Genomic DNA, 13,285 nt, shown 5'->3' on the forward strand with positions numbered 1-13,285 from the left:
TCCTCGAGCACGCGACAGCCCCGACGTACGTCTCGTCGTAGCCGCAGCTCAGCCGCCAACCTGACTCGGGGAGCCGGCGTTTCGCACACCCGTTCTCGTACACGTTGGCGCCCACGTACCAGCAGCTTCCACCGGCAAGGAGGCCACCGACGAGCCACCACACGAGGTAGCGAATCACGTCGAGGAAGGTTCCGGCCAGGTAGTGCCATCCGAGTCCCGTGGAGGTCCGCAGAACGCACAGCCCTCTCCCGGACTGGCCGGGCAAGACGGTAGGTCCGGCGGCGGCCAAGTGCGTAACGAAGACGCGGGGCTGACACTACGCCGAGCTACATAGGAATGAAACGGGCAATCGTGACTCAGGCAAGTTCCGAGACAAGATCAATGATGTGACGCAGCAGCGGGACCGCGATCGACTGCTCCTCGGCGGTGAGGGATGTCCAGGCCACCGCCAACCGGTCGGCAACCAGGCCGCGCTTGGCGGCCAGGAGCTGCTCCCCGCGTTCGGTGAGCGTGAGTACGCGTCGGCGTCGATCGTCCGCGGCTGGGATGCGGCGCAGCAGGCCGGCCGCTTCCAGCCCGGCGGCCTGTTGGGTCACCGTGGGTTGGCTCAGCAGCGTGTATGCCGAGATGGCGGCGATGCCCTCGCGACCGCAAGCCTGCACGGCGTCCAGCAGCACCAGCTGTGGCACGGTGACGTCGTCGAAAAGCGGCTGAAGTCGGCCCCTGGTCCTTCGAGCGACTGCGAGCAGGGCCAGCACCGCATCGGCGAACTGTTCCCCGTCAGTCGTCGTCTGGTTCCGTGCGCGGTCGACGCCGACCGCTTCGCCATCAGCACCCATACGCGCTCCCCTAGGTCGATGCCGCCGACTGACAGGACCGGCCGCCGAAGGCGGATCGGCAGTCGCGTGTGCCGTCACGCTACCGGCCGCCGGCGGCGGCTACCGCTCAGCAAGGCGTCGGGCGAATGTCTGCGTGCTCACTGGGCAATGTTGCTCATTGGGCAGGCCCGGTCATACTGAGGGAGTGGATCGTGGGTTGCGGGACCTCAAGCGGGAGGCGACGGCACAGGCGCTGGCTGAGGCGGCCTTCGAGCTGACCCGTGAGCGCGGGCTGTTCGGGTTTGTCACTGCGGACGTCGTGGAGCGGGCGGGCTACTCCCGGCGCACCTTCGCGAACCACTTCTCCTGCAAGGAGGAGGCCGTCGCCGCGGTCGCGTTCGGGGGTGTCGACGACGCCAGCGCGATCCTCGCCGACCTGCCAGAAGACCTGCCACTGCTCGATGCCCTGTTGTCCGTCATGAGGGATCAGTTCACCGCGGACACCTTGGTGAGGATGCGCGAGCTGATGGCCATGGCACGGCAGTACCCAACCCTCGAGCCCTACGTCCTCAGCGTTCAGCAACGCATGCGCCACACCGCCCAAGAACTCCTGGGATCCGCAGCCGGGGACCGCTATCCCGCCATCTACGTGCCACTGCTGTTCGGCGCCGTCTATGGCGCCGTGATGGCCGCCTTGGAGGGAACTCTCGACGTGCACCTGGACGGCGAGAACGACGCCACCCCCGCATCGATGGACTACGCCTCGTTCCTCGACCTCACCTTCGACTACCTGCGCCACGGCCTCTAGCCACCGCCGCCCCGCCCCTCAAGGAGACCCACAACCCATGTCCACATTCTTGTACCGGCTCGGACGAACCGCATTCGGCCGGCCGTGGCTGTTCATCGCCGGTTGGGTGGCGGTCCTCGCCGCGGTCATCGGTGCCGTGGCCATCAACGGGGTGAACGTCAGCTCCGAGATGAAGATCGAGGGCACCGAGGCCCAGACCGTGCTCGACCGCGTGGCCGATGAGCTTCCCGCGGCGTCGGGAGGCCAGGCCAGCGTCGTGTTCACTGTGCCGGGCGGTGAGCGCCTCGACACGCCGGAGCGTCTTGCGGTGATCAGCGGCACCGTCAGCGACGTCTATGACCTGGAGAAGGTCGTGAACCCCCTGGACGCCGCTCTGGGTGCCGGGGAGCAGGGCGGACCGGGCACTGATCAGGAAGGTGCACCGGCCGATCCCCCAGCCGGGTCGGAGCAGGGGCAGGCGCCTCCCTACCAGCCGCTGGTGGTGGACGGGGCCCCGGTGCCGGGCGTGTTGGTGTCCTCGGACGGGCAGGTCGCGCTGTTCCAGTTCCAGTTCACGGTCGCCTCGACCTCGTTGACCGATGACGACGTCACCTCGGTGGTCGAGGTGGTGGAGCGTGCCGAGCAGGGAACCGGGATCACCGTGCTCCCGAGCGACTCGCTCAAGGCCATCGAGATCCCGGTCGGTATTGGTGAGGTGATCGGTCTCGCCGTCGCCGCTCTCGTGCTGGTGCTCACCCTGGGTTCGCTTATCGCGGCCGGTCTGCCCCTGATCACCGCGCTGGTCGGCGTCGGCATCGGCGTGGGTGGCGCGTACGCGCTCTCCACGGCCGTCGAGATGAACTCCGCCACCCCCGTCCTCGGCCTCATGGTCGGCCTCGCCGTCGGCATCGACTATGCGCTGTTCGTCGTCAACCGGCAGCGACGGCTGATTCTCGATCGGGGACTCAGCGCGCAGGAGGCAGCGGGCAGAGCGGTCGGCACCGCGGGCAGTGCCGTGTTCTTCGCCGGCCTGACCGTCCTCATCGCGCTGACCGCTTTGACCGTGATCGGCATCGCCATGCTGTCCACGATGGCACTGGTCGCGGCGTCCACGGTCGCCCTGGCCGTGCTCATCGCCCTGACCCTGCTGCCCGCGCTGTTGGGGCTGGTCGGGGAGCGGATCTGCTCCGACAAGGCCCGATCCCGGCGCCGCGCCAAGGTGGAGGCGGAGTCCCACAGTGTCGCCGACCACTGGGTCAAGGGCGTGATCAGGTTCCGGTGGCCCGTCGTCGCAGGAGTGGTCGCGATCCTGGGCGTGATGGCGATCCCCGCTGCCAGCATGAACCTGGGGATCCCAACCGGTGCGACCGCGAACCAGGACACCGCTGCCCGGCAGAGCTACGAGGCCGTCTCCCAGGGCTTCGGTGAGGGATTCAACGGCCCCCTCCTGGTCACCGCAGAGCCCACCGGCTCCACAGACCGCGTCACTCCCGAGCTGACCGCGAAACTCCTCGCCGAGTTCCAGGGCCGAGACGACATCGTGCTGGCCGCGCCCGTCGGCGTCAACGAGGCCGGCGACCTGGCCGTGTTCAGCGTCATCCCCACCTCCGGCCCCAGCGACGAGGCCACCAGCGACCTCGTGAAGTCGCTGCGCGAGCCCGACAACGACATCGCCCAGACCAATGAGGTGGAGCTCGGCGTCACCGGGTTCACCGCCATCGGCATCGACATGTCCGACAAGCTCGCCGACGTCCTACCGCTCTACCTCGCCATCATCATCGTCCTGTCCGTCCTGATCCTGATGCTGGTCTTCCGCTCAATCATCGTCCCGATCAAGGCCACGGCCGGCTTCCTGCTCAGCATCCTGGCCACCTTCGGCGCCACCACAGCCGTCTTCCAGTGGGGCTGGCTCAGCAGCCTCTTCGGGTTCGACACCGGCGGCCCGCTCATGAGCTTCATGCCGATCATCGTGACCGGCATCCTCTACGGCCTCGCCATGGACTACGAGGTCTTCCTGGTCTCCTCCATGCGCGAGGCGCACATCCACGGCCAGCCAGCCCGCCAGAGCGTCGTCCACGGGTTCGACCAGGCCAGCCGCGTCGTCGTCGCAGCCGCCATCATCATGGTCGCGGTCTTCTCCGGCTTCATCTTCAGCCACGACATCATGATCAAGCAGATCGGCTTCGCGCTGGCCGCCGGCATCCTCATCGACGCCTTCATCGTCCGGCTGACCCTCGTCCCGGCCCTCATGGCCGTCTTCGACGAGCGAGGATGGTGGCTGCCCCGCTGGCTCGACCGCCAGCTGCCCGACCTCGACATCGAGGGCGACAAGCTGCTGACCATGCTCAACCAGCAGGCCGAGGCCACCGACCGACAAAGCATCGAGGTCCGCAACTGACCCGACTGGAGCGTCCAGAGCCGCCCCGGTCTACCGCCAAGGCCCGAACGCGATCGACCACCAACCCCTGGCGCCTCGATCACCGAGGATCGCTCATCCAAGATCGCGGCGGCACTCGACCCAGCGCCCGAGCATGCCCTCCGTCTCGCCGCGCAGGAACGCAATGAACTCCGTCGCCTCGGCCAATCGGTGGCCACCGCCGCGCGCGCCCAGCTCGACGGCGGCGGACTCCACCACGGACTCCCACTGCTTGAGAACCGGGATCCAGGCGGCCACGGTCACGCCGCACACGTCGCCCTCACAGACCCGGTAGAACTCCGCCCTCCTCCCGGGTTCCCTCTCCTTGACCACCATCCGTGTCGCGGTGAGATAGCGCACGGCCCCGGAGATTGCGGCCGGACTGACCCGGACCCCGTCCGCGAGCGCGGCGGCGGAGTAGCGGTCAGCGTCGACGGCGAGCATGTAGGCCAACACCCTGGCGGGCATCCGTGGGATCCCGGCTTCGTTCAGGATCAGGGCAATGCGCTCGACCACGCGAAGCAGCGCCTCGCTCTCGTCCTGCCAGCGGCTCGGCATCATCTGCTCAGCATCGCTCATCGAGCCAGGCCCATCCGCGTGTGCCCGTTGGGATACCGATCGCGGCCCGCTGGGGTCTCGGCGTGGCGTCGATAGCGTGACCGCACCCGGGATTGTCCGTGTCTGGCGCGGTCGCGGACGCCGGGCGTCCGGAGGCGGCCGGAGCATGCATCCTCCGCGTCACCTGAGATGCTGCGCGTCCAACTCCCCCACGGGAAGGAGCTCCGCCCCTTCGTGTGGCTTTCTTCCCCGGGCGCTCCAGCAACCCCCGGGCCGATTGGCCGCGAGCCGGCGTGGTGGCGTCGGCCTCCCGAACCAGGCACGGCCGACCGTGGTCCCAGCCGTCGAACGGTCCGGGATTCGGGGCAGCCCTCAGATAACCGCCTGCGAACCGCAGATCCTGGAGCCGTTCGGGCTGTCGGGGCCTGTTTCAAGGTCTGTGCCAGCCCCGGCGCCTCCAGGTCCGGGACCGGCCGGAACGGGCAGGCCCGTCGTCGAGCTGCGCTGCATTGCGTTCGCGGAGGTACTCCTCAAGGTCGCCCAGCCCGCGGGCGATGTCTCGACGCAGCCTGCGTTCGGCCAAGAACCGCAGGCGGGGCGCAGGATGGTCGCGAACCCACTCCGTATACATGAACTGCCCCATGCACCAGCATGCACCGAACGCGACGCTGCCAGCCACCAGCGTCCACCACACGACTGCCAAGACATCCCACAGGGCGCTCCCCAGCTGTTGCCATGCCGGGCCGTACGGATTCCCGTATGTCACCTCACCCACCTCCAGCCGTGGCGGCCGAACCCGGGGATCGCGATCACCCGTAGGTAGCGGTCGGTGCCAGCCTACGCCGAAATACATAGGAGGAAAAGGGTAGATGCAGAGGGTCCAGCCGCCCACGGCGCTACGCCTCCCCTGCACTGGCATGCTGTTGGATACCGATGGCGTTCATCGCCGGGCGTTGCCGCGTCTGGCTGAGCGAGTTCGGGAAACCACCAAGAATCGGCGCACCCCAGCAGTGTCGTCTCCGCTTTGAGTCGTCGTTGCCCCGATGTCGTGGGGACCACCTATGCGGCCTCGTTGCCCTTTGAGCACCATCGTCCGACACTGTCAGGATGACGGCACCGGCCTCGAGGCGGTGACGCGGTCGCTGACCAGCGACGCACAGGCTGGACTTCATGAGGAGTGCCACGCCACGGCGCGTGTCCGCTCTCCGAGCCCCCAGCCCTTCGACGGCGGCCTTTGGACGGAAAAGCTAGGCAGGTGGGGTATGGAGCAACCTTCTGGTGGAACGGCGGCAGTGGAGCGGCGGCCGTGAGCCCGGTCCCAGGACGACCAGGGCGCCGGCCGGGGCACAGTTCGACACGCGAGGAGATAGCTCGGGCAGCCCGCGAGCAGTTCGCCGCTGGAGGCTACGATCGCGTCACGCTGAGGGCGGTCGCAGCACAGGCGGGCGTGGATGCCGCCCTCGTGGCGTATTTCTTCGGCTCGAAACGAGAGTTGTTCGACGAAGTCGTCAACCCTTTTTCTGATTCGTCCGCGCTCATGGCTCGACTCCTGGACGGGGACCCGAGGCTCGTCGGCGAGCGCTTGGCAAGACTGGTGATCGAGGCACTCGATGATACGGGCCGGCGAGAGCGCATCCTCGGAACCATCCGCACCGCGGCGGTCGAAGCCGACACCGCTCGCAAGGTTGGCGAGAAGTTCACCACTGAGCTGCTGGAACCGGTCGTGTCCCAGCTCGGGGTCGCGCAGGCGCCATTGCGCGCCGCGCTCGTGATGTCGCAGATCCTTGGCCTCGCCTTGGCTCGCCACGTCGTCGGCCTCGAGGATCTGACCTCTGCAAGCCAGGACGAGCTGGTGGCCGCGCTTGCTCCCACGTTGCAGCGCTACTTGGTTGGCGACATCCCCTGACTGGCGTCCGGCCGTCCCCACACATCGCCCACTTGCGATCTGCATCGGGTGGAACTGCTGTGCCGCTACACCTGGAGCAGTAGCGCTTATCCCGGCGTCGCTCCGGGCTCTGGCCACGCGAGACTTCACGGGTGGGTGCGCTCGCCGTCGCCAAAAGCGTTATGGTTGGTACATGCAATCAGTTGGATCGGAGACCGACCTGGCCTCGGTGGAGTCCATCGAGCAGGAGCTAACCCTGTTGGTGCGTCGTGCCCAGAAGGTGCACTTGCGCGGCGGCCCGACAGAGCAGGTCGTGGAGAGGGCCGCCTACGGGATCCTCGCGTGGCTCCATGACACCGGCCCACTGCGGTCCAGTGAGCTCGCAGCGCACTTCCACCTGGACGCCTCGACGATCAGCCGACAGGTCGCGGCCCTAGAGCAGGCCGGCCTGGTCACGCGCGAACCGGACGCCGATGACCGGCGCGCTCTCCGGCTGCGGCTCACCGATCGAGGCCGAGGCGTGTTGACGACGACGCGGGCGGAACGACGCGGCGTCGTCCGGGACCTGCTGCGGTCGTGGTCGCCCGAGGATCTGGCGCGCTTCGCGTCCCTGCTCGCCGCGTTCAACGCCGGCCTCGACGAGCATCTGACCGGGGATCCGCACACCGCGGAAGGGGGCCAGCGATGAGTACGGCATCCTCCCCCGGAGCCGGTGCCCCCGGGGCACCCGGCGAGCAGGTGATGCCGGAGCTGACGCACCGGCAGATCCTCACCGTCCTGGTCGGGCTCATGCTCGGCATGCTGGTCGCCGCCCTGTCCCAGACGATCGTGGCCACCGCGCTGCCCACCATCGTCGGTGAGCTCGGCGGTCAGGACCAGCTGGCCTGGGTCGTCTCGGCCACCCTGTTGACCTCGACCGCCTCCACTCCCATCTGGGGCAAGCTGTCGGACCTGTACGGCCGCAAGATCATGTTCCAGTCCGCGATCGGGATCTTCCTGGTCTCCTCACTCGCCGCCGGGTTCGCCCAGAACATGGGGCAGCTGGTGGGGTCCCGGGCCGTGATGGGACTCGGCGTCGGCGGGCTGATGGCACTGTCCCAGGCGATCATCGGCGACGTCGTCAGTCCCCGCGAACGCGGCCGCTACCAGGGCTACATCGGCTCGGTCTTCGGCCTGGCCACCGTCGCCGGGCCCCTGCTGGGTGGCTTCCTGGTCGAGCACCTCTCGTGGCGATGGACCTTCTGGGTCGGGATCCCCATCGGCATCGTGGCCCTGGTGGTGACCGAACGCGTCCTGAAGCTTCCGTTCCCACGCCGCCGGCACGCTATCGACTGGCTGGGGGCGTTCTTCATCGTCGCCGGGATCAGCGCGCTGCTGCTAATGCTCTCGCTCGGCGGGAAGGAGTTCGCCTGGAACTCGGCCTGGACCTACGGGTTGACCGCGGTAGCTCTAACCATGCTGGCGCTCACGGTCTGGCAGGAGCGCCGGGCCGACGAACCGATCATGCCGCCGCGGCTGTTCGCCAACCACACCTTCGTCATCACCAGCCTGGCCGGCTTCGTCGTCGGGGTCGCCATGTTCGGCGCCATCATCTTCTTGCCGCAGTACCTGCAGATCGTCAAGGGCGAGTCCCCCACCGCCTCCGGCCTGCTGACCCTTCCGCTGATGGTCGGCCTGCTGGCCACCTCCATCGGATCGGGGCGGCTGATCACCCGCACCGGCCGCTACAAGATCTTCCCCGTCGTCGGCCTGCTGGTCGCCGCCGTCGGCCTGACGCTGATGAGCCGGCTGTCAGTGGACACCTCGCTGTGGCTGGCCGGCGTTTTCATGTTCATCACCGGCGCCGGCATCGGCATGGTGATGCAGGTCCTCGTGCTGGCGACCCAGAATGCGGTGCCCCACGCCGACCTCGGCGTCGCCACCTCCGGAGCCACGTTCTTCCGCTCCCTGGGCGGTGCGATGGGAGTCGCCGTCTTCGGCGCACTGCTCACCCACCGGCTCCGCGACACCATCCCCGCGCAGCTGACGGCGGCCGGGGTGAGCGCCGACCAGATGCCCGCCGGCTCGGCCACCCAGGGCAGCCCCGAACAGATCGCGGCGCTGCCCGAGCCCATCCACCTCGCGGTCACCACCGGGTTCGCCGAGGCGCTACAGACCACGTTCCTCGCCGCCGTACCGTTCGCGATCCTCGGCTTCCTCATCCTGCTGTTCCTGCGAGAGACCCCGCTCCGCGAGACCCGGGGACACACCTCGGGCGAGGACCTCGCCGCCGCGTTCGAGACCTCCGTCGACCCCGACGCACATCTCACCGACGACGAAGACGCCCCACGGCCCGAGAACCCCCCGCCCCCGGAGAGACCACCCCACCGTCGCTAGGCAGGCCCGGTCCCCCCGGCGTCCGCGCCCCCGTCGACCGCGAGGATGCGCAGCGCCTCGTCCGCATGGGCCTCCATCCGCAGCTCACTACGGATCACTCCCCGCACGCGCTGGTCGGAGCCGATCACGAAGGTGCTCCGCCGCGGCGGCAACCCGGGAAGATTCCGCTGCGCACCGTAGGCGGCAGCCACGGCCCCTCGGCGTCGGAGAGCAACCGATACCCCAGGTCATGCTCGGCGGCGAACTGACGCTGACGAGCCACGGAGTCGCGGCTGATCCCGACCCTGGTCGCACCGGCCGCCTCGACTTCCCAGCCAGGTCACGGAAATGGCAGCTTTCCGCGGTGCAGCCTCGACTCATCGCCTACGGGTAGAAGAACAACACCACCGGCCCGGCCGCGAGCAGCCGACTCAACCGGACCGGAGTCTCATGCTGGTCGGACAGTTCGAAGTCCGGGGCAAGGTCACCGACTCGCAGCCCAGTCATCGACGACTCCCTCCGGTCCGGGCGCTTCGGTCGGGTCGTGGTGCAACGGCGGGCTCAGTCGAGGTCGAACAGCGGGTCGGTCAGGGTGAGGCCCAGGTCCGGGCCGGCCCAGCCGAACAGGACCAGCACCATCAGCGCCGCCCCGGCCAGCGCCAGGTCCTTGAGGAACTGGGTCTGTTCCATCATCCGCTGCTGAGGATCTTCGACGCCCCAGGGGCCGTGCATGATCACGGCCGTGGGAACCAGGAAGACCACCAGGAACAGGGCGCCCAGGTCGCCCCAGGCGCCCAGCAGGACCATCAGTGCGCCGGCCACGATCAGCAGCCCCGTCCCGAAGACCGCTGCCGGGGCGAGCGCCTGGGGAACCCCGCGAGAGGCGGTGTACTGAGCCATCATCTTGGTCTGGGTCAGGTGCCCGAATCCCGACATCAAGAACAACATGGCGAACAGGATGCGCCCCACCAACACGACTACGTCCACGCTCAGCCACCAGACCTTCCACGCCGGGTGCGGAGCAGGACGACGGCCGCCTGCCCCAACTCCTCCATCCTAGATCAGAGACGTACGAATAGTAAGTACTTCTCGTAAGTACTCTGGGATGTGTCCGTCGTGGCCGCGACATGACTCCAGCGAGCGTGGTTGTCCGACCGAAAGGTTCCTCGCGACGAACCGAAACGTCATGATGGACGGGTGACCGAGCAGAGCGGCACCTCCGGACAATGGCCGCCCGGCCACTGCCTCGGCCTGCAGCAAGCGCTGGAGCTTATCGGTGGCAGATGGACGGGCAGCATCCTGCTCGCAGTGCTCTCGGGATCTCGGCGGTTCAGCGACATCCGCGTCGCCGTTCCTGGCGTCTCGGATCGGCTGCTGTGCGACCGGCTGCGCCGGCTCGAGGCCGAGGGACTCCTCGAGCGTCACACCACCACGGAATCGGGCCTGGTCGGCTATGCCCCGACCGAGGCGGCGCAGGCGCTCGTGCCCGCGCTCCACGCGATCTTGGACTGGACCACGCGATGGAGGGATGACACCGGGCATCAATCCGACGCCGGCAACGACCGCTGAATCCAGCCCCACCCTAGGTGTACCTAGGGTGGGGCCGCGCCGCTCACGTCGTTAGCGACCGCTAGGGCGACTCGACCCAGCAGAATCCGGCCCACTCGGTGAGGGGTCACGCAACCCGCCCGCGCCGCAGTGGCCCGCCATCCGATGCGGATAGTCCGTAAGAACCCTCCCATGGCCTCACCTGCCTCGCGAACGCGCTATCACCGTGCAGCGGCGATCCATACCCGTCTTACATACATTCGCGCATGCATGTAAGGTCTCAGTGTGCCCACCCAAGCCAGGCGACAGGAGGAACGCTCCGCAGCCACTCGTCGCGTGCTGCTGGAGGCCACCGTGGCGTGCCTGGTCGAGCTGGGCTACACCGGCACCACCAGTGCCGCGGTGGCCGAGAAGGCCGGCTTGTCACGAGGCGCACAGCTGCACCACTTCGGGACCCGAGACCAGCTGGTGGTCGCGGCGGTTGAGCATCTGGCGCAGAAGCGCCTGCGGCGGGTGCGCGAGGCGTTGGCCGACCTGTCCCCGGCCACGACTCAAGGGGCGAAGCGGCCTCGGAGTCGGATCGAGCCGCAAGAGGCTGCGCTCGGGCTGCTGGCAGAGGCGCTTTCGGGTCCGCTGTACGCCGCCACCCTGGAACTGTGGGTGGCCGCACGCTCACATCCCGATCTGCGAGCCCAGTTGATCCCAGCCGAGGAGCGCGTCAACGACGAGCTTGCGCAGATCTGTCGCACCTACCTCACCGCCGACCCGGTCAAGATCCGACTCACCCTCGACCTCCTCCTCGGCAGGGGGGTCAGCGGCCTGCTCACCTCCCACCCAGGCCACCGCCAAGAGCAGGTCCTCGCCGCCTGGGCCCAACTCCTGAGAGGCCGTCCATCCCATGACTGACCTGCCATCGATGCTTGCCACGTGGGCTGAGAAGTTCCGCCCGCACCGGGAAGGAGTCGACCTGCCGCCCCACCACGAGCAGTGCCTTGGCTGCGGACCCGACAACCCGCACGGCCATCACCTCCAGGTTCGCCGCCATGGCGACGGCGTCGTGGCCGACCACACCTTCGACAACCGGCACGTCGGCGCTCCCGGCATCGCCCACGGCGGCGCAGTCGCCACGGTCATCGACGACCTTTACGGATTCCTGCTCTACCTCGTCGGGACACCAGCCGTCACGCGCCAGTTGACGGTCGAGTATCGAGCTCCAGTGATGATCGGCATCTCCTACCGACTGCAGGCACAAGTGCAGCGCCACGAGGGGCGAAAGTTGTTCCTCGTCGCCAGCATCGCCGGGCCTGGTGGGTCCGTAGTAGGAACATCAACGGCGGTGTTCGTCGCGGTGGGCATCGATCACTTCACCCGGGAACGGCAATGACCGCAAGGGTCGAGGGGGGCAACCAAGCGATCGCCCCCCTCGACAACGGGCCACGGGAGACGGCGCCTTAGGAACGTCTGGCTGGTCAGCATCCATCGACACATGGTGAAGGGTGGGAAGTGACATGACCTGGGTCGCGAAGGAACGCCGCTCCTTCGCAGCTAGTTTCCGCGATGCAGATCCCGATGCGCCGACGCTCTGTGACGGGTGGACGACGCGACACCTACTCGCACATGTGGTCCAGCGCGAGCACGCGATCCTGCGCAACATCTGGGACCAGGTGACCACCAACTCGCCGGGCGAGGAGCGCTTCATGCGGTCGCTGGTCACCAAGGCCGGCAGCCCCCACGGATATGCCGCCCTGGTCGACACGTTGGAGGCAGGACCATCCCGACACTCGTTGATGGGTCGGTTCGATGAGACCTTGAATCTCCTCGAGTACGTCGTCCACCACGAGGACCTGCGCCGCGGATCCGGTCCGGTGCCGCGTCGCACGCTCCACGAGGAGGAGGTCCGGGAGCTCTGGCGCCGTGCAAGGCCGATCCTCACGAGGGCCTACCGGAAGGCGCCCGTCGCTGTCCGGCTCGAACCGGACGACAGCGCGCTCACCGCGATCGGTAAGCACTCGAGCGGAGTCGTCCTCTCGGGCGCGCCCCTCGAGCTCGTCCTGCACGCTTTCGGAAGGCGCCAGGCTGCGGACATCGGGATTCAGGGCTCAGCCGACGCAACGCGCTCCTTCGCCGAGTGGTCAGCGCAAAAGTGAGGTCCAGACGATGACGCGCGACCGCAGTGACGCCGTGGTCATACCGAATGGTCCTTGGGGGTAGCGAACTAGGCCGGAGAAGGGCCTGGATCTGCCAGAGCGCGGTCTTCCGTACTTCCATCACTTCGCGAACTGGCGAAACGGGTCGACTCCCGGGCACTTACGACCAGCGAACCCATTCCCTTCAGCGGGCTGTTCAACAGCGCTCGGCAAGGTCCGTTGAACACTCACGGGCAATCCGGTGTGAGCGAGCCCGCGATACGACACGCCGGCGGGAGCCACACCTGCAGGCGTCGTGTTCACCGTCCGTGCCAGCGCGAAGTCCCGTCAACGCGCCCATGGTCCAGACAAGTTGACCATCAGTTCTCCCTCTGACTGTCGAGGATCGCCATGTGGTGCGGATCCGGGAGGCCACCCCACATGGCAGCCCACTGGGCTATGGACTCGATCACCGGCGTCAGCGACTGGCCCTTGGGCGTCAGCATGTAGCGCGGCACAGGTCCAGCGGCCGCCGTGACACGCTGCACCACACCCTCGCGCTCCAGCTCGCGAAGCCGTTGGGCGAGCAGCCGGTCCGTGAGCCCCGGAATTCTCGAGCGGATCTCACCAAAGCGCTCTGCTCCGTCGAGCAGTGCGCGGATGATCGGGCCGTTCCAGCGCCGCCCAATCAGCTCGACCGCGCGGTGAAAGACCGGACAGTAGTTCTCCCTCTCGTCCACGCTCTCCAACCCCCTTTCGTCGACGCCGGCTCCCAGAACCCTTGCCATGCCG

At 68.0% G+C, this 13,285-nt stretch carries 14 protein-coding genes; 9 read left to right on the plus strand and 5 right to left on the minus strand.

What is annotated here, in order from left to right; all coding sequences use genetic code 11:
- Positions 1-356: 356 nt before the first annotated feature.
- Positions 357-839, minus strand: a complete 483-nt coding sequence (locus tag ENKNEFLB_RS15220; RefSeq protein ID WP_056888927.1) for a MarR family winged helix-turn-helix transcriptional regulator — start codon at positions 837-839, stop codon at positions 357-359.
- A gap of 196 nt (positions 840-1,035) precedes the next feature.
- Here ENKNEFLB_RS15220 and ENKNEFLB_RS15225 point away from each other — a divergent pair, with 196 nt between their 5' ends.
- Entirely contained in the window at positions 1,036-1,626 is a 591-nt protein-coding gene (locus tag ENKNEFLB_RS15225; protein ID WP_214056178.1) for a TetR/AcrR family transcriptional regulator, read from the plus strand.
- 37 nt (positions 1,627-1,663) lie between these two features.
- Entirely contained in the window at positions 1,664-4,003 is a 2,340-nt protein-coding gene (locus tag ENKNEFLB_RS15230; protein ID WP_214056179.1) for an MMPL family transporter, read from the plus strand.
- A gap of 93 nt (positions 4,004-4,096) precedes the next feature.
- On the opposite strand, the gene ENKNEFLB_RS15235 is transcribed toward ENKNEFLB_RS15230, so the two are convergent.
- On the minus strand, positions 4,097-4,600 hold the full coding sequence (locus ENKNEFLB_RS15235; protein ID WP_214056180.1) for a GbsR/MarR family transcriptional regulator: 504 nt from the start codon (positions 4,598-4,600) through the stop codon (positions 4,097-4,099).
- Positions 4,601-5,885: 1,285 nt separating this feature from the next.
- Between ENKNEFLB_RS15235 and ENKNEFLB_RS15240 the strand changes: the two genes are divergently transcribed.
- The 3 genes from ENKNEFLB_RS15240 to ENKNEFLB_RS15250 all read left to right on the plus strand — a co-directional run bounded on the left by ENKNEFLB_RS15240 (position 5,886) and on the right by ENKNEFLB_RS15250 (position 8,840).
- Complete coding sequence (locus ENKNEFLB_RS15240; RefSeq protein WP_214056181.1) at positions 5,886-6,485, plus strand: TetR/AcrR family transcriptional regulator; 600 nt, start codon at positions 5,886-5,888, stop codon at positions 6,483-6,485.
- A 208-nt stretch (positions 6,486-6,693) separates the two neighbouring features.
- Positions 6,694-7,152 (plus strand): MarR family winged helix-turn-helix transcriptional regulator, encoded by a 459-nt coding sequence (locus ENKNEFLB_RS15245; RefSeq protein WP_214056182.1) that lies wholly within the window; start codon positions 6,694-6,696, stop codon positions 7,150-7,152.
- The gene (locus tag ENKNEFLB_RS15250) at positions 7,149-8,840 is read left to right on the plus strand and encodes an MDR family MFS transporter (protein WP_214056183.1); all 1,692 of its coding nucleotides are present in this window, start codon (positions 7,149-7,151) and stop codon (positions 8,838-8,840) included. The genes ENKNEFLB_RS15245 and ENKNEFLB_RS15250 overlap by 4 nt, the downstream gene beginning before the upstream one ends.
- Positions 8,841-9,203: 363 nt before the next feature.
- On the opposite strand, the gene ENKNEFLB_RS22930 is transcribed toward ENKNEFLB_RS15250, so the two are convergent.
- Both ENKNEFLB_RS22930 and ENKNEFLB_RS15260 read right to left on the minus strand, forming a co-directional pair.
- Positions 9,204-9,326, minus strand: a complete 123-nt coding sequence (locus ENKNEFLB_RS22930) for a redoxin domain-containing protein (protein WP_275955896.1) — start codon at positions 9,324-9,326, stop codon at positions 9,204-9,206.
- A gap of 54 nt (positions 9,327-9,380) precedes the next feature.
- Positions 9,381-9,806: a DoxX family protein gene (locus ENKNEFLB_RS15260; RefSeq protein ID WP_214056184.1), complete on the minus strand. Its 426-nt coding sequence runs from the start codon at positions 9,804-9,806 to the stop codon at positions 9,381-9,383.
- A 210-nt stretch (positions 9,807-10,016) separates the two neighbouring features.
- On the opposite strand from ENKNEFLB_RS15260, the gene ENKNEFLB_RS15265 reads away from it, so the two are divergent.
- The 4 genes from ENKNEFLB_RS15265 to ENKNEFLB_RS15280 all read left to right on the plus strand — a co-directional run bounded on the left by ENKNEFLB_RS15265 (position 10,017) and on the right by ENKNEFLB_RS15280 (position 12,514).
- The gene (locus tag ENKNEFLB_RS15265; RefSeq protein WP_199907606.1) at positions 10,017-10,388 is read left to right on the plus strand and encodes a winged helix-turn-helix transcriptional regulator; all 372 of its coding nucleotides are present in this window, start codon (positions 10,017-10,019) and stop codon (positions 10,386-10,388) included.
- A 315-nt stretch (positions 10,389-10,703) separates the two neighbouring features.
- The gene (locus ENKNEFLB_RS15270) at positions 10,704-11,273 is read left to right on the plus strand and encodes a TetR/AcrR family transcriptional regulator (protein ID WP_214056185.1); all 570 of its coding nucleotides are present in this window, start codon (positions 10,704-10,706) and stop codon (positions 11,271-11,273) included.
- Complete coding sequence (locus tag ENKNEFLB_RS15275; RefSeq protein WP_214056186.1) at positions 11,266-11,751, plus strand: PaaI family thioesterase; 486 nt, start codon at positions 11,266-11,268, stop codon at positions 11,749-11,751. Before ENKNEFLB_RS15270 ends, ENKNEFLB_RS15275 begins: the two co-directional genes overlap by 8 nt.
- A 124-nt stretch (positions 11,752-11,875) precedes the next feature.
- Entirely contained in the window at positions 11,876-12,514 is a 639-nt protein-coding gene (locus ENKNEFLB_RS15280) for a maleylpyruvate isomerase family mycothiol-dependent enzyme (protein WP_107766947.1), read from the plus strand.
- Positions 12,515-12,873: 359 nt separating this feature from the next.
- Here ENKNEFLB_RS15280 and ENKNEFLB_RS15285 read toward each other — a convergent pair whose 3' ends face one another.
- A complete protein-coding gene (locus ENKNEFLB_RS15285) occupies positions 12,874-13,233 on the minus strand; it encodes a winged helix-turn-helix transcriptional regulator (protein ID WP_214056187.1) in 360 nt (119 codons plus the stop codon).
- Positions 13,234-13,285: the final 52 nt, after the last annotated feature.

Source organism: Nocardioides aquaticus (genome assembly GCF_018459925.1).
Lineage (GTDB): Bacteria > Actinomycetota > Actinomycetes > Propionibacteriales > Nocardioidaceae > Nocardioides > Nocardioides aquaticus.

Bases quoted from the DNA above. Each gene is read 5' to 3' on its own strand.
- ENKNEFLB_RS15220 (WP_056888927.1), bottom strand. From the start codon at position 839: ATGGGTGCTGATGGCGAAGCGGTCGGCGTCGACCGCGCACGGAACCAG.
- ENKNEFLB_RS15275 (WP_214056186.1), top strand. From the start codon at position 11,266: ATGACTGACCTGCCATCGATGCTTGCCACGTGGGCTGAGAAGTTCCGC.
- ENKNEFLB_RS15235 (WP_214056180.1), bottom strand. From the start codon at position 4,600: ATGAGCGATGCTGAGCAGATGATGCCGAGCCGCTGGCAGGACGAGAGC.
- ENKNEFLB_RS15250 (WP_214056183.1), top strand. From the start codon at position 7,149: ATGAGTACGGCATCCTCCCCCGGAGCCGGTGCCCCCGGGGCACCCGGC.
- ENKNEFLB_RS22930 (WP_275955896.1), bottom strand. From the start codon at position 9,326: ATGACTGGGCTGCGAGTCGGTGACCTTGCCCCGGACTTCGAACTGTCC.
- ENKNEFLB_RS15280 (WP_107766947.1), top strand. From the start codon at position 11,876: ATGACCTGGGTCGCGAAGGAACGCCGCTCCTTCGCAGCTAGTTTCCGC.
- ENKNEFLB_RS15230 (WP_214056179.1), top strand. From the start codon at position 1,664: ATGTCCACATTCTTGTACCGGCTCGGACGAACCGCATTCGGCCGGCCG.